Source organism: Hymenobacter actinosclerus (assembly GCF_900111515.1).
GTDB lineage: Bacteria > Bacteroidota > Bacteroidia > Cytophagales > Hymenobacteraceae > Hymenobacter > Hymenobacter actinosclerus.
In genome coordinates, this window is record NZ_FOHS01000001.1 from 37,575 (window position 1) to 52,349 (window position 14,775).

12 protein-coding genes and 2 tRNA genes are annotated in these 14,775 nt (G+C 64.8%); 4 read left to right on the forward strand and 10 right to left on the reverse strand.

The genetic code is table 11. From position 1 onward, the window contains the following. Positions 1-110: 110 nt before the first annotated feature. Together BMY67_RS00155 and BMY67_RS00160 are read right to left on the reverse strand one after the other, a co-directional pair. Positions 111-1,010 (reverse strand): TerB family tellurite resistance protein, encoded by a 900-nt coding sequence (locus BMY67_RS00155; protein WP_092767154.1) that lies wholly within the window; start codon positions 1,008-1,010, stop codon positions 111-113. Between the two features lie 168 nt (positions 1,011-1,178). Beyond that, the gene (locus BMY67_RS00160) at positions 1,179-3,683 is read right to left on the reverse strand and encodes an AsmA-like C-terminal region-containing protein (RefSeq protein WP_177189627.1); all 2,505 of its coding nucleotides are present in this window, start codon (positions 3,681-3,683) and stop codon (positions 1,179-1,181) included. A gap of 163 nt (positions 3,684-3,846) precedes the next feature. Here BMY67_RS00160 and BMY67_RS00165 point away from each other — a divergent pair. From BMY67_RS00165 to BMY67_RS00180, 4 genes are all read left to right on the forward strand, one after another. Next, positions 3,847-3,924: transfer RNA gene (locus BMY67_RS00165), tRNA-Val, on the forward strand. A gap of 23 nt (positions 3,925-3,947) precedes the next feature. Beyond that, a tRNA-Val gene (locus tag BMY67_RS00170) sits at positions 3,948-4,022 on the forward strand. Positions 4,023-4,094: 72 nt separating this feature from the next. Next, the gene (locus BMY67_RS00175) at positions 4,095-5,780 is read left to right on the forward strand and encodes a glycosyltransferase family protein (RefSeq protein ID WP_092767158.1); all 1,686 of its coding nucleotides are present in this window, start codon (positions 4,095-4,097) and stop codon (positions 5,778-5,780) included. A gap of 97 nt (positions 5,781-5,877) precedes the next feature. After that, a complete protein-coding gene (locus tag BMY67_RS00180) occupies positions 5,878-7,050 on the forward strand; it encodes a GNAT family N-acetyltransferase (protein WP_092767160.1) in 1,173 nt (390 codons plus the stop codon). 122 nt (positions 7,051-7,172) lie between these two features. On the opposite strand, the gene coaE is transcribed toward BMY67_RS00180, so the two are convergent. The 8 genes from coaE to nusB form a co-directional block, all read right to left on the reverse strand. After that, entirely contained in the window at positions 7,173-7,775 is a 603-nt protein-coding gene (gene coaE, locus BMY67_RS00185) for a dephospho-CoA kinase (protein WP_092767162.1), read from the reverse strand. 36 nt (positions 7,776-7,811) lie between these two features. Further along, positions 7,812-9,056: a hypothetical protein gene (locus BMY67_RS00190; protein ID WP_092767164.1), complete on the reverse strand. Its 1,245-nt coding sequence runs from the start codon at positions 9,054-9,056 to the stop codon at positions 7,812-7,814. Positions 9,057-9,610: 554 nt separating this feature from the next. Further along, positions 9,611-10,573 (reverse strand): YbbR-like domain-containing protein, encoded by a 963-nt coding sequence (locus BMY67_RS00195; RefSeq protein ID WP_143069641.1) that lies wholly within the window; start codon positions 10,571-10,573, stop codon positions 9,611-9,613. Positions 10,574-10,726: 153 nt separating this feature from the next. After that, on the reverse strand, positions 10,727-11,047 hold the full coding sequence (yajC, locus tag BMY67_RS00200) for a preprotein translocase subunit YajC (RefSeq protein WP_092767168.1): 321 nt from the start codon (positions 11,045-11,047) through the stop codon (positions 10,727-10,729). A gap of 56 nt (positions 11,048-11,103) precedes the next feature. After that, positions 11,104-11,634, reverse strand: coding sequence for a DUF1573 domain-containing protein (locus tag BMY67_RS00205; protein WP_092767170.1), 531 nt, complete (start codon positions 11,632-11,634; stop codon positions 11,104-11,106). A gap of 121 nt (positions 11,635-11,755) precedes the next feature. Then, positions 11,756-12,766, reverse strand: a complete 1,011-nt coding sequence (locus BMY67_RS00210) for an isocitrate/isopropylmalate dehydrogenase family protein (protein WP_092767172.1) — start codon at positions 12,764-12,766, stop codon at positions 11,756-11,758. 211 nt (positions 12,767-12,977) lie between these two features. Further along, a complete protein-coding gene (locus BMY67_RS00215; RefSeq protein WP_092767174.1) occupies positions 12,978-13,289 on the reverse strand; it encodes a YtxH domain-containing protein in 312 nt (103 codons plus the stop codon). Between the two features lie 254 nt (positions 13,290-13,543). Beyond that, entirely contained in the window at positions 13,544-14,728 is a 1,185-nt protein-coding gene (gene nusB / locus BMY67_RS00220) for a transcription antitermination factor NusB (protein ID WP_092767176.1), read from the reverse strand. Positions 14,729-14,775: the final 47 nt, after the last annotated feature.

Below are 14,775 nucleotides of genomic sequence, written 5' to 3' on the forward strand. Positions count from 1 at the left end.
CAGCGAAGAATCTCGCCTGAATTCGTCCAACGTCTGTTCGAGCGAGATTCTTCGCTCCGCTCTGAATGACGTTCTGCCTACCAACTTAATCTGTCAGTTCAGCTAACAGCCTAGCGTCCGCCACCGAGCAGACCGCCGAGCAGGCTGCCCATGCCGCCGCTCATCAGGCCGCCCAGGCCACCGCCGCCGCTGCTGCGGGGCTGCGAGTTGGGCTGGCCACCGAGGCCACCCAGCACCGACATCAGGGAGCCCAGCCCACCGCTGCCGGTGTGGGTGCCCTGCTGCGGATAGTTGCCGTACTGCTCCTGCTGCTGGTTGCCGCCGCCCATTACGCCGCTTAGCAGGCCGCCACCGAGCAGGCCGCCGAGCAGGCCGCCCATGCCGCTCTGGGCCGCACCGCCGAGCAGGCCGCCCATGCTGCCACCCAGCATGCCGCCGCCGCCACCGCTGCTCTGGCCCCGGCCGCCCATTACTTTCGAAATCACCATCGGGGCCACAATGCCGAGCAGGCCGGCCATCAGGGCGTTTTTAGGAATGCCGGCGCTTTCAAGCTTGTCGCCGATGCCACCCAAAAAGCTCTGCTTGGCCGGGTCGCTGGCGTCGTGGGGCACGTTGGCGGCCTGGTCGACCACCTGCTCCAGGGCCTGCTGCTGCTGCTGGTTGATGCCCAGGTACTGCGAAATCTTGTTTACCATTTCCTCCTCGGTGTTCGAGTAGGCGCCATCGGCGCGGGCGAAGCTGATGAGGTCGGTGACGAGCGAGAAGCGCAGGTCGCTGCTGCGCAAGGCGTCGAGGTTGTTCTTTACGGTCTGGTTGTTAGCATCTTTGGCCGCGCCCAGCACCTGCTGGGTGGCCGCGCCGCTGAGGCCGGCCTGGTGGGCGAGCTGCTGCAGAAATTCGATTTCGGGAGCCGAAGCCTCGCGGTCGGCCGAAGCCAGGCTGGCAATAACACTCAGATAAGCCGCTTTTTCCTGGTCGGAGTAGTTCTGGAGTAGTTGCGAATCGTTCATGGTTGAAGTAAAAAGGGTGGGAGAAACATCTTCAGCTCCCTTAACGCGGCATCGAAGCGGAGGTTGGCCCCGCACCCGAACAAGTGCCCTGAAACTGCGCCTGCCGCCGTTACCCGCCGTGCAGCAGGGGCCGGCCGGGCGCGGGCATGCTTGGCGGGCGGGGCGGGCTCAGAACTCGAAAAAGTCGCCCGGCTGGGGTTCGGCGGGCTTCCTGGCGGGTTTCTTCAGCTCCCACGAGTGCCGGGCCCTGGGCGTGGCCGGCGCTACGGCCTCAGCCGGGGCGGCTGGTCCCGGCCCGCTTGCGGGGCTGCGGCCCGGGCCCGGGCGGGTCGGCAGGCCAGTTTCGTAGCGCACCGTGAAGTTGCTTTCGGTGCCCCTGATGCCCAGGCGCAGCGTGGGGCCATCGGCCCGGGCGGCGGCGCGCGGCAGCAGGCCCGGCAGCAGCGGAATGCGCAGGTGGTAGTCGAGCTGCTGGTCGAAGGTGTGGGTGCCGGTAACGCGCAGCAGGGCCGCGGCCCGCACGTTGGAGCGGATTTCCATCTCCGGAATGTACACCGTGCGGCTCTGGATGTAGAAGTCGTTGTGCAGCTCGGCGAAGCGCAAATGGCGCAGCGTAGCCCGGTCGGCCACCAGGCTCAGCTTCTGCAGGGGCTCGAAATTGAGCAGCTCGCCCTGCCGCACGGTGGCCTTCACTTGGGCCTCCAGCCGGTCGGTGAGCGGGCGCAGCTGCCCATCGAAGTACGTGTCCGACTCGGCCGAAGCCGTGAGCGTGCCCCGCAGGTGGCGGCTGGTGAGAAAGTGCTGGCCAAAATCCTCGAACACGTAAAACAGGCTGTCGAGCCGTACCTGCTGGCAGCTGGCCACGGTGCGGGCTTTCAGCAGCTGGGGCTGGCGGGCGTCCACGGTGCCGCGCACGCTCAGCTGGCCCCCGGCCGCCGCCAGCCGCAGCCCCGGCGAGCTGAACACCTGGTTCTGGAGCCGCAGCGTGCCGCGCAGCTGCCGGCCCCGCAGCCGCCGGTAGCGCACCTGCCGGGCCTGCAGGCCCACATCGAGCACCAGCCGCGCCGGTACGTGCAGGCCGCCGGCCGGGGCCGCTGGGCCGCCCCCGCGTTTGCTGCCCGCCGGCTGGTAGGCGTACAGCAACTGGTTGAAATCGAGCAGCTGCGAAGCCACCGTAGCCTCGATGCGCAGCGGCTGGCCCGGCCCCAGCGCCCAGCCGGTGGCGTTGCGCACGGTGCCCCGGCCCCGGAAGTCGGAGTTGCCGAGGCGGCCCTGCAGGCGGCTCACGGCCACGTCGGCCCCGCGCAGTTCCAGTTGCCCGGTCAGGCCGCTGAAGGGCTGGCGGAAGTCGCGCAGCTGCAGCGTAACACCGCGCAGCGCCAGCTCGCCGCGCGCCTGCCGGGCCGTGGGCCGCTGCCGGAGCACAGTCAGCGGCCCGTTCAGCAACAGGTGCAGCCTGGCCGCCCCGGCTCCCGAGCGCACGGCCGCCACCGGAAAGAACTTCAGCGCCCGGGCCACGTCCAGCTCGGCCTGCAACTCCAGCTGCAGCGTGGGCTGCACCAGGTTTTCGAGCCGCAGACTGCCGCCGAACGGCCGGCCCGCCAGCTGCCCGCGCACCTGCTCCAGCGTGAGCACCGCCGTGGCAGCCGACTGGCCCGTGCCATTGCTGAACCGGCCCGTCAGGCTCACGCCGTCCACCTGCTGGCGGTATTCGGGGTGGAAGAAAGCGGCCTGCCGGCAACCGAAACGCACATCGACGGCCGGGTAGTGCTGCTCCGACCACTCGCCGCGCACGGTGCCTTCAAAATACACCTGCCCCCGGCTGCGGTAGCCGGCCAGCCGCCGCGTCAGGCGGGGTGGCAGCAGCGCCAGCACGGCCTGCACATCGGCCTGGCGGGCGGCGGCCTGCAGATTGAGCCGGGGGGCCTGGGCATAATCGATAGTGCCCGAAACGGAGTAGGTGGCCGGCCCCACGCCAATAGTCGAAGGCTGGATGCTGACCCGCTGTCCGGCCCGGTCGACGTCGAGCAGTACGTTCAGCTTCACGTCTTTCGCCCGGAAGTAGTCGTCGGAGCCCAGCCGTACCGTTTCGATGCGGGCCGGGCCGGTGGTGGTTACTTCTACCTGCGGGCCATTCAGGCGCACGGTGGCCCGTAAATCGGGCGTTTGCAGGGCGAAGAACTGCTGGCGGGCCGCATCGGTGTAGGTGGCCCGCACGCGCTCCAGCCGGATGCCGCGCAGCTCCAGCGCGAAAGGCTGCTCATCGGCGGCGGTGGTATCGGGCCGGAGCACGAGGTAGTTGGGCTGGCCGGTGGCGTCGCGGCGCAGGTGCAGCTGGCCATCGGCCAGCGTAAGACGGCGGATGCGGTAGTGGCCGCGCAGCAGGTCGGTGGCGTCGAAGGCGCAGTAGAGGCGGCGGGCCCGCAGCAGCCGGGTGGTATCGGCGGGCAACGAGCCCTGCATCACCACGTCGTGCAGCGTGATGGAAAGGCGCGGAAACTGGTCGAGCACCGACACATCGAGGCGGCTGGCGCGCACGGGCACGGCCAGGTGCTGGTTGAGGGCCACCACGAAGCGGCCAATCAGCCAGTCCTGGCCCAGCCACAGCCCTAAACTGGCCGCGCCGAGTAGGCCCAGCAGCGTCAGCCCTATTATTTTCAGTATTCTACCCACCAGCACGCCTTCGTTTTTAGCACCGAAATTTCTGACTGGCAAGCCTTTCCCTGTTGGGAGGCCTGCGTCCGAAAAATTTCTTCACCCAAAGATGGGGGAAAGTGTTGCGTTTTCAGAAACGAGCCCCCATCTTTGCCATCCCAAACGACGGGAAACGCCCATCGGGAGATTAGCTCAGCTGGTTCAGAGCATCTGCCTTACAAGCAGAGGGTCACTGGTTCGAACCCAGTATCTCCCACCATTTTTGCAGTACGCGTACCCCCCGGGAGATTAGCTCAGCTGGTTCAGAGCATCTGCCTTACAAGCAGAGGGTCACTGGTTCGAACCCAGTATCTCCCACACACGAAAAGGACTGCCGCTTGCGGCGGTCCTTTTTTGTTTTGGCCCGGCTTTCCGGTTTCTTCGCGCTGCATGTTTCGCTTAAAAGCTACATCTGCCCCACCTTCGCTGCCCCTGGCCGAAAAGCCGGAACGGGGCCGCCGGCTGGCCGAACTGCTGTTTTTCGGGTTGCTGCTGGGGCTGGGGCTACTATTGGTGGGCGACTATGGCGTGTCGTGGGATGAGGCCAACAACCACCTCAACGGCCTCGTCAACCTGAAATACCTGGTTAGCCTGCTGCCCGTGGGCGAGGGGTTGCGCCAGCACCCCACCTTCGCCACCACGCCCGACATCCGCGACTTTCCCGACGCCCACCACGGGCCGCTGTTTGAAATGGCGGCTGTCGTCGTCAATTACCTGTTCACCGACCACGACTCGCGCTCCTACTTTTTGGTGCGCCATTCGATGGTGTTCGGGGTGTTTGTGCTGGGCGTGTGGGCAGTGTACCAGCTGGGCCGGCGCTGGCTGGGCAGCTGGCGCTGGGGGTTATTGGCGGCCAGCCTGCTGGTGGCCTCGCCCCGGTTTTTTGCCGAGGCTTTCTACAACGGCAAGGACATCGTGTTCATGGCCTGTTTTGCGCTGGCCATGCATACGCTGCTACGGCTGCTGGCGCGCCCCACGCCAGCAAGGGCCATCACGCACGGGCTGGCCATAGCCCTGGCGGCCGGTATCCGGGTGCAGGGCCTGCAGCAGCTGCTGTTCACGGCGCTAGCCCTGGCCCTGACGGCCGCCGGCGGGGGCTTCCGGCAGCCGCCCGGCGCCCGGCCGGCCTATGGGCGGCTGGGCGTGCTGGCAACGCTGACGGCGCTGGCGGGACTGGTGAGTATCTGGCCGTATCTGTGGGTGCACTCTGTGCCGAAACTGCTCAACGTCAGTGCCCATGCCATGCACTACCCGTGGAAGTTCACCAACCTCTACTTAGGGCAGTTCTACAAAGCCGCTGAGGTTCCCTGGCACTACGTACCGGTGTGGCTGCTGGTAACAACGCCGGTGGCTTACCTGCTGGCGGCGGCCCTGGGGCTGGGTGCCGCCGGCTGGCGCTGGGCGCAGGCCATGGTCCGGCGGGCGTGGCCGGCCGGGCCCGGGCCCGCGCTCGATGCGCTGCTGGTGGTTTGGCTGCTGGGGCCAATGATAGTAGTGGTGTTGATGCGTGCTTCCATCTATGATGGCTGGCGGCACCTGTACTTCGTGTACCCGGCGCTGCTGCTGCTGGCCGCCAGGGGCGTGCAGCTGGTGTGGCAATGGCGGCAGCGGGGGGTGGGGCGGCCGCTGGCTTTGGTCGGGCTGGCTGTTTTTGGATTGGCCACGGCCCACACGGCCTGGCGCATGGTGCGCATGCACCCGTTCCAGAACCTGTACTTTAGCTTTCTGAGTGCTCCGGCGGCCGAGCGGCTGTTCGAGCGCGACTACTGGGGCCTCTCGTACCGGCGGGGGCTGGAGTGGCTGCTGGCCCACCAAAGCCAGGGGCCGTTACGCATCAATGTTACCTGGCCCAGCTACCACCCGCTCTACAACAACACGCTTATGCTGCCTCCCGCCCAGCGAGGCCGCATCCACTATGTGCCGCTGGCCGAGGCCGACTACTACATCAGCGCCTACCGCTGGCACCCGCAGCCCTACCCCGATAGCGTAGGCACCGAAATATATACGCTGCGGGTGGAAGGCATTAAAACGCTGAGCATCTTCCGGCGGCCCCGCGCGGGAGCCGGCAGCCGTTAGCCGGCAGTTTTCGTTCAACTGCTCACTACCTGCTTTCTTTGAATTTCAATCACTCTGCGCTAGAAGCCAACGGCTGCTAGCCAGCTGCTTATCACACATGGCCTTACTCGAAGTTAATAGCCCGGCGCTTATTCGCCAGTTCCTCGACCTGCCGGCCCGGCTCTACCAGAACCAGCCCAACTGGATTTCGCCCCTCGACCCGGAAATCGAGGCCGTGTTCGACCCGGCCAAAAACACGCTGCTGGCCCGCGGGGAGGCCATCCGCTGGGTGCTCACCAACGCTGCCGGTACGGTGGTGGGCCGGGTGGCGGCCTTCATCAACCGCGACGCCGAGCAGCCCGACCCCACGCTGCCGGTGGGCGGTATGGGCTTTTTTGAGTGCGAAGACGACCAGGCGGCGGCCAACGAACTGTTTGAGGCTGCCCGGCGCTGGCTGGCGGCCCGCGGCATGCAGGCCATGGACGGTCCCATCAATTTCGGCGAGCGGGACCGGTTCTGGGGGCTGCTGACGGAAGGCTTTACCGAGCCCAACTACGGCATGTTTTTCCACCAGCCTTACTACCAGCAACTGTTCGAGCGGTACGGCTTCGAGCTGTTTTTCCGTCAGTACACCTGCTACCGCGAGGTTGATACGCCGCTGCACCCGGCCTTCTCGCGGGCCTTCGATACGTATGCGCAGCAGTACCCGGCTTTCCAGTTCCGGCACGCCGATAAGCGCGACGCCGAAAAGCTGGCCCACGATTTCCACCACGTATACAACCTGGCCTGGGCCAACCACAGCGGCATAAACCCCATGAGCCTGGACAAAGCCCGCGAGCTGGTGAAGCAGATGCAGCCCGTGCTCGACGAACGCCTGCTTTGGTTTGCTTACCATAACGACGAGCCCATTGCCTTTTTCGTGAGCCTGCCCGAGCTGAACCAGATGTTCAAGCATGTGAGCCGCCGGTTTGGGCTCTTGGCCAAGCTGCACTTTCTCTGGGAGAAGCGCAAATACCAGCAGCGCCGCGACAAAAAGCTGTTCGGCGTTATCTTCGGCGTGGTACCCGAGTGGCAGGGCAAGGGCATCGAAAGCGCCCTGATGGTGCACGCCCGCGCCGAGTTTATGCGCGCCGGCTACCGCGAAATCGAGATGAACTGGATTGGCGACTTCAACCCCCGCATGCTGGCTGTTACCCGCTCCATCGGGGCGCGCATCTACAAAACCCACGTCACCTACCGCTACCTGTTCGACCGCGAGCGGCCCTTTGAGCGCAGCCCGATTATCAGGTAGTTTCCTGTATAAACCTCTCTGGCATTCAGAGCGCAGCGAAGAATCCCGCGGGCCATAGTAATCATACTATCGGGGTTGCTTCGGCCCGCGAGATTCTTCGCTGCGCTCTGAATGACGATTCTCTACTTCGCCAGCGCCTTCAACTCCGCATCCAGCTGCACTACCTGCGGGATGAGCAGGTGCTCGTCGTCGTTGCGCACCACGTAATCGGCGCGGGCCAGCTTTTCTTCCTCTCTGAGCTGCTTGCCGATGATGGTCAGGATGTCCTGCGTGCTGCGGTGCGGGTCGCGGAGCAGCACCCGCTGCTGGCGTAGGGCCTGCGGGGCAAATACGGTGATGATGCGGTCGAGCTGCTGGTAAGCGCCCGATTCGTAGAGCAGCGCCGCCTCCTTGAGCACGTAGGCGTGGCCCTCCGCCTGGCGGGCGGCGGCCCAGTCGGCGAAGTCGCGGCCCACGTGGGGGTGCACCAGGGCGTTGAGGCGGGCCAGCCGGGCGGGGTCAGGAAAGGCGACGCGGGCCAGGTAGGCGCGGTCGAGGCGGCCGGCGGCGTCGAAGGTTTCGGGGCCGAACGCTTCAGTCAGCTCCTGGCGCAGCTGCGGGTCGTGGGCCATTACCCACTTGGCGCGGCTGTCGGAGTCGTAGAGCGGTGTGCCCAGCACGCCAAACAGTCGGCTCACAATACTCTTGCCCGAGCCGATACCCCCCGTAATTCCGATTTTGAGCATCTGCCTGATGGTTAGTGAGCGAGGTTGGATAGTAGGCTAAGGCTGAGCGGCCGGCGGAATCTGTCCGGCCAGCTGCCGGAAAAAGGGCATCCCATGCCGCTGGGCAAAAGTATCGATATAGCCGCGGAGCTCCTGCTGCTCGGCCGCGGTGGCCGCAAAATGCAGCTCCACGAGCCAGAGGTGGACCTGGTAATAATCGAGCAGCCAGCTGTGGGTGTCGAGCATAAACAGGGCCCGCAGCCGCGTGGGGCGGTGTACGGCGCGGCCGGTGCGGTGGGCGGCTACTGCCTCGAAGGCGTAGAGCAGTTCGCTGTACACGTTGTTTTCGAGCGCGGCCACGGCGGGTACTTCGGCCCGGGTGGCGGCCACCCAGTCGCCTAACGCCTCGTACTGTCCGGTCAGGAACAGGGCCTCGGCCACCAGGAAATGAAAGCCCGCCGGAAACAGGTTGTAGAAGGCGGGCAAATCGGCCACCGGAGCTACCGGGCGGGCGGCGTGGGCAGTGGCCTGCTGCCGCAGCCGGCTTAGGAGCGCAGGGGGCAGCGGCTGCCGGGGCGCCGCATGCTGAGCGGCCACCAGCTCGGCGAAGGCCCGGCGGCCGTGCGGAAAGGCGTGGCAGTCGGCGGGCAGCGGCAGGGCCAGCAGGTGCGCCAGCCGCGGTTGCCAGGCCGGTTCATCCTGGGCCAGAAACTCGCCCAGAAACAGCGTGCAGTGCCCGAAAAGCTGGGCCTCGGGCGTGGTTTTGTGCTGCAGATACGCGCCCAGCACCTGGCCGTAGGCCCCGTTCAGGTAAGCCAGATCCACGAACGACTCGACGTAGTATTCCTGCCCGGCCGGGTGCGCGGCCAGCCGCAGGGCCAGCGCCGGGGCCGGGGCCGTGGGGGTGGCCGGCCGCGTGATGCGGCCCAGAAAATAGCCCAGCAGCAGGCGCTCGGGGTAAGCCAGCTGCTGCATGGCCAGCAGCTCCGGAATATCGGTGGGGTGGTTGGCCCCGGCCTTGGCCTGCTGGCTCAGGGCCTGCCCGAAAGCCGCGAAATCGGGGTGGCCGGCATAGCGGGCCAGCGTGTCGAGCGTGTGCAGGTGGTAGCCGCCTTCGTTCTCAACCAGACCGAAAAAGCGGCGCAACGTGCTGGGGCTAAGCCGCCGGCCACCCATGGCCGGCGCCTGGCGCAGTTCGGCTTCGAGGGCGTCGCAGTGGCTGGGGTAGCGTAGCGGCTGCCCGAAGCGGGCCGCAACGGCCGCCTGCAGGGCAGCATGAACGGGTGGGAGTAAGCGGGGCACGGAGGAGCAAAGCGGATTCGGATTCTAAAGAAAAGAAATTTTTGGCCTTTGCGGATGCGCTGGCGGAACCGGATTTTTGTATTCGACAGACACGCGGAGGCCGCTACCAGACTGGCGCCCGGCGGTTCTGTTCTTGCGTTTTTAAAAGAACCCATACCACCGCGTAAGGCCACGTGAAGCCCACTTGCACCAACCGAAATCAGTGCCCTATGAAATGCCCCCACTGCGACCGAGAAAATACTTATTCCGGGAACACCTGTTCGCACTGCGGCACCCGCAACCACGACAACAGCAATACCCCGGAAGGATTCCAGAGTCAGCTCCATACCGTTAAGCCCGGGAAGGACTGCGTTAAGCCGAAGCGGGCGTTTTTCAGCTAGCCCGGTAACGCTTCGGAGTGCCGGTGTAGGGGGCAGGCTGAGCGTTTTAGTAGCTTTATACCAGTGAATAAGTTAAGCTAGTGAAGCCCCGCAGGGGAGCCGGGTTGGCAACAACCCAGGCTCTGCTGCGGGGCTTTGGCGTTCAACGGGGCTTCCCGGTAAGCCGCTAGCGCGCTACTCGCTCTGCACCCGCACGCCGCGGGTAAGCACCAGGTAGCCGCGTACCTGGGGCGGCTTGCGCGACAGGAAGGGGCGCAGCACCGAATCGGTGGGGCTCACGAACTGGCCGTAGTGCAGCTGCACCCGCAGCTGGTCGGGGCGGAAGGCGGCCGTGTCTTCGGGGAAAAACTGCAGCCGCACCCGCACCGTGGCCGGCGAGAGGCGGAAGCGGCGGCCGGCGGGCGCATCGAGCAGCTCGGGCACTACATCGACGGGCAGCGTGACGACGGGGCGGCGCACGAGGCGCACGCGCACATCGGTTACATCAGACTGCACTTGGTCGGGGCCGCCGATGGGCACGCGCACGTCGCCGTCGGTGGAGCCGGCCGGGGCCTGGGGCAGGTGCACGGGGTAGGGGTCGGGCAGAGAGTTGACTTTGCTGGCGGGCCCGGTGAAGGTTACTGCGTTGGGCTCGAAGCGGGCCTCGTAGGGCAGCGCGGCGCCGTCGGTGGCGGGGCTCAGGGCCAGGGGCAGACGGCGGCTCACCAGCTGGTCAAGATCCACCCACAGCGTGTCCGAAACCAGGTAGTTGAGCTGGAGCCCATCCATGGCCTGCTGCAGGGCGGGGCGCAGGGCGCTGGCCGTGAGGTAGCGGGTGGCGGGGCCGCGCAATACCACTTCGGCGGGGCGCACTTCGAGCGGCAACTGGCCCCGCAGCAGCTTCCAGCCCCGGCCGGTTACGTTTACCGCTACTTCCTGGGGCAGCGGCTGCACCGGCACAAAGCGGGCGTCGTCGTAGCGGCACAGCAGCGGATAGGTGATGCGGGTGGTGTAGGTTTTGTTGAGCGCGTTGAGCAGCCAGAACGTACTGGCCACCAGAAAACACGCCAGCACGGCCCGCCAATAGCTGCGCTCCTGCCCGAAAAACGGACTCACGAACCAGCGGAGCAGACGGGTACTGGGGCGGACAGACGACACAGGGCGGCAGCTGAAAAAGAGGAAGGGAAGACGGCAGGGCCGGCGTAAAAACCAGAATTCCGGCCTCCGGTTGTGCCCGAAGCCGGAATTCCGGAATTCACAAGATACTACAAGCGCCGCATTGGCGCGCCGCCGCGGGCGGAAGCTGCCGCATTATTCGGCCGCCACTGCCGTCTTGCTGACTACCTCGCGGGCAATGGCGGCGCGGTCGAAGCGCAGGCGCACGGCCTTGTCTACTTCCACCGTCACCGACTCCTCGCTTAGCTCCACAATTTTGCCGTGCAGCCCCCCGATGGTTACCACGTGGGAACCCTTGGCCAGGCTGGCGCGGAAGTTTTTGGCGGCGGCGGTGCGCTTCTGCTGGGGCCGAATCATGAAAAAGTAAACCACCCCGGCCATGGCAACCAGGGGCAGGTATTGGATAAGGCCGCCCGCACCGGCGGCGGGGGCTTGCAGCAAAAGAGAAGCGAACATGGACGAAGGTTTCAGCGGTGAAGGGGCGGGTTTGGCAGGGCCCAGGGCCCGGCAGGCTACTGGCGGTAAGGGCCTTGCTGGCCGTCGGGCAGGATGTTGGTCTTAATCGTCACTTTCGTGATGCTGGGCTGAGTGTTAGCCTGGATGGCCACTTCCTTCATCTGCATGCCCGATTTGCCGTGCGCGTCGAACTGCACATCGATGGAGCCTTTGCCACCGGGAGCAATGGGCTCTTTGGTCCAGTTAGGCGTGGTACAACCGCACGACGCGGTGGCATTTTCGATGATGAGCGGCGACTTACCGGTGTTGGTGAACTCGAACGTCGTCTTCACCACCGAGTTAGGCTGAATGTCGCCAAAGTCGTGGTCGGCTTTCGCGAAGCTCATGACCGGGGCGTTGGGGTTAGGGGCCTCGGTTTCGCCCGTTACGTTGGGGTTATCGATGAGTGGGGCGGCCGTGGCCATGGCGTTGGCATCAGCCGCGGCGGCATTCATGCCCTCGGTACCTACGTCGCCCTTGTTGTTGTTGCAGGCGCCCAGCAGCAGCGCACCGGAAAGCAGCAAAGAGGAAAATACGGGGAATTTCATAGTCAGTTGAAAATCAAAATGGGAAACCAGACAATGGCGCTTGAAAGACAAAGATAAGCGCCTTTGAGTTGCAGGTTATGGGGAGCGTGGCACGGACTGAGGGCCGTGCCACATTTCGGCACTACTTTCCCAGGTTAGCAATAATGGCCTGGGTGAACTCGCTGGTCGAGGCCGAGCCGCCCAGGTCGCCGGTGCACTTGCTCTTGTCCTGGAGCGTCAGGTTGAGGGCCTGCTCAATCTGGTCGGCCTTGTCGTGCTGGCCGAGGTGGTGCAGCATCATCAGGGCCGAGCGGAGCAGGGCCGTGGGGTTGGCTTTGTTCTGGCCAGCAATGTCGGGGGCCGAGCCGTGCACGGCTTCAAAAATGGCCATATCGTCGCCGATGTTGGCGCCGGCTACCACGCCCAGGCCGCCCACCAGGCCGGCGCACAGGTCGGACAGAATGTCGCCGAACAGGTTGGAGGTCACAATCACGTCGAACTGCTCGGGCCGCATCACCAGCTGCATGCACATGTTGTCGATGATTTTATCCTCGTACTGCACCTGCGGAAACTCGCGGCTGGCGTCCTGGCAGGCTTCGAGCATGATGGTACCGGCCATTTTGAGGATGTTGGCCTTGTGGGCCAGCGTTACCTTTTTGCGGCCGTGCTTGGCAGCGTAGGCAAAGGCGGCCCGGCAGATTTTGCGGGCGCCCTCGCGGGTAATGCGGTTGAACGAGTCGGCAATGCCCAGCTTCTCGTCGTACACTTCCAGGCCCGAGTACAGGCCCTCGGTGTTTTCGCGGAACAGCACCAGGTCGATGCCCGAGTCGGCGTAGCGCGAGGCAATGCCGGCGGTGGTTTTGGCCGGCCGCACGTTCTGGTAGAGGTCGTACTTCTGGCGCAGGCTCACGTTGATGCTGCGGAAACCCTTGCCCACGGGCGTGGTAATGGGGCCCTTGAGGGCCACCCGGTTTTTCTCCAGCGAATCGAGCAGGGCCTGCGGAATCAGCTCGCCCGAGGCATCAAACGTAGTCTGGCCCGCGTTCTGCTCCTCCCACTGCACCGGCACCTCGGCGGCGGCGAAAATGGCGGTTACTGCTTTCGTGATTTCGGGACCAATACCGTCGCCGGGAATGAGGGTGATGAGCTGCATTACGTTGAAAAGTTGATGGTTTGATAAGCTGCCGGGCCTGCGCGGGGGCGGGTTCCGGGAACGTTTCCGCAAAGGTACCGATACCGCAGCGGAGCGGGCAACGAAAAGTGCCGGAGCCCCGACAGTTACGTCAGTTCCCCGGCACTTTTCTCAGTAAAAGCAATAAAAAAGGCCGCGGGCGCCCGGCGTAGCGTACCGGGGCCCGCGCTCGTTACAGGGTTTTGCGGGAATTAATCTGGTCGATGAGCTGGTCGACGTCGCCCAGCAATTGCTCGGCCTTGCTCTTGGCATCCTGAATTACGCGCTGGCCCTCGCTCTTGGCCGAGCTGGGCCCCTGGTCGGAGCGGCTCGTCACGAGGTTTTCGGTGAGGTCGGCCAGGGTTTCGCGGTACTTTTCGAGCTGGTAGCTGAGCCAGCTACGCGTTTCGCGGCCCTTTTCGGGGGCGTACAACAGGCCAACTACGGCCCCGGTGAGGGCGCCGCCGGCAAAGCAGAGAATACCAGTAGTGGTTTTGCTACCCATGGGAGAGGTGAGTACGGGAAGGTGAGAGGTAAAGCGTATCAGACACAAGTACGGGAAAACAGCCCGTTAAGATACCCGAAGGTGAAACGGTGAGCTGGTGAGCCGGTGAGGTGGTGAGATGGTGAGGTAGTGAGATGGTGAGCTGGTGAGGTGGTGAGGTGACGTTCGAAAGGCCTACTGGCGCCACTTGCGCAATTAGGCCCCTGGAACATCAACTCACCACCTCACCATCTCACCACCTCACCATCTCACCGCTACTGGTTGTCCAGCAGGCCCCGGCCCGATTTGCGGATGGCGCCGCTGGCCGTCAGGTCCTGGGCCAGCTTGTCGAGGATGCCGTTGACGAACTGCTTGCTTTTGGGCGTGCTGTAGTTCTTGCTGATTTCGATGTACTCGTTGATGGTCACCTTCACCGGAATGGCCCGGAACAGGTGCATCTCGCAGAGCGCCATTTTCAGCAGAATCTTGTCCGTCAGGGCCACGCGGTCCACGTCCCAGTTCTGCGACGAGTCGGCAATGAGCTTCTCGTACTGCGCGTCGTCGGCCAGCGTCTGCTGGTAGAGGCTCTCGGCAAACTCCTTGTCCTCGGCCCAGTTCGCCGATAGCGACATGAGCACCAGGTTTTCGTCGGCCGCCTCGTCGAGCATCTTCACGGTTTTCATCACCAGGTTTTTCACCACCGAGCGGTTTTCCTCCCAGTTCTGGTCGTCTTCCTCGATGTACTCGGGCAGGGCCGTGCCCTTGAACACGAACTCCTTGTAGAGGTGCTTGAGCATTTCCTGGTCGTCGGCGTAGGAACCGGCCGGGGCGGCCAGGTAGCTCAGCAGATCCGGGTCCTGCTTTATCTCGTTGCGCCAGGCGGTCCGCAGCGCGTCCAGCTCGGGCTGGCCGTGCCACTTCTGGTTGCGCCGGATGGTGAGCTCCTGAAGTTGCAGGTTCTCCATGAGCTTGGCCAGGGCCTGGTTTTCCAGCAGCCGGGTGGTATCGAGCGGGGGCTCGGGGGCCGCCGTCAGCCGCCGCGAGTCGCGGCCCTTCTCCTGCTCCAGCACCTGCAACAGCGCCCCCGGAATATTGAGCAGGTGCAGGTACTGGTCGTGGATGGCTTCGGCCCCGCTCACCAGCTGACCGGCGTAGTACACCTTATCCTTGGCCACGGCCTTCTGGTAGAACTTGATGGCCTCCGTCACCGCCTCGTTCACATCGGCATCGTCGGTTGGCTCCGGCGTTTCGCCCGATTTGTGCCAGTCCTTGAAGATAACCTCGGCCAGCTTGCGCTGGCCTTGCAGCTTCTTCCGGTCGGGGGCCTCGGCTGCCGTCAAATCGGGCACGAAGGCCTCCGCAATCCGCTCAAGAGCCAGAGAATAATCGGACCCGACGGCCTGATGGTAGGCGTACAGGGCCTGCATGACCTTGATGCGGAGCGTGCGACGGTTGAGCATTGGGTTGAGTTGTCAGTTGCCAGTTGTCAGTTGCCAGTTGTCAGTTG

Bases quoted from the DNA above. Each gene is read 5' to 3' on its own strand.
- BMY67_RS00155 (WP_092767154.1), bottom strand. From the start codon at position 1,010: ATGAACGATTCGCAACTACTCCAGAACTACTCCGACCAGGAAAAAGCG.
- BMY67_RS00175 (WP_092767158.1), top strand. From the start codon at position 4,095: ATGTTTCGCTTAAAAGCTACATCTGCCCCACCTTCGCTGCCCCTGGCC.
- BMY67_RS00180 (WP_092767160.1), top strand. From the start codon at position 5,878: ATGGCCTTACTCGAAGTTAATAGCCCGGCGCTTATTCGCCAGTTCCTC.
- coaE (WP_092767162.1), bottom strand. From the start codon at position 7,775: ATGCTCAAAATCGGAATTACGGGGGGTATCGGCTCGGGCAAGAGTATT.
- yajC (WP_092767168.1), bottom strand. From the start codon at position 11,047: ATGTTCGCTTCTCTTTTGCTGCAAGCCCCCGCCGCCGGTGCGGGCGGC.
- BMY67_RS00205 (WP_092767170.1), bottom strand. From the start codon at position 11,634: ATGAAATTCCCCGTATTTTCCTCTTTGCTGCTTTCCGGTGCGCTGCTG.
- BMY67_RS00210 (WP_092767172.1), bottom strand. From the start codon at position 12,766: ATGCAGCTCATCACCCTCATTCCCGGCGACGGTATTGGTCCCGAAATC.
- BMY67_RS00215 (WP_092767174.1), bottom strand. From the start codon at position 13,289: ATGGGTAGCAAAACCACTACTGGTATTCTCTGCTTTGCCGGCGGCGCC.
- nusB (WP_092767176.1), bottom strand. From the start codon at position 14,728: ATGCTCAACCGTCGCACGCTCCGCATCAAGGTCATGCAGGCCCTGTAC.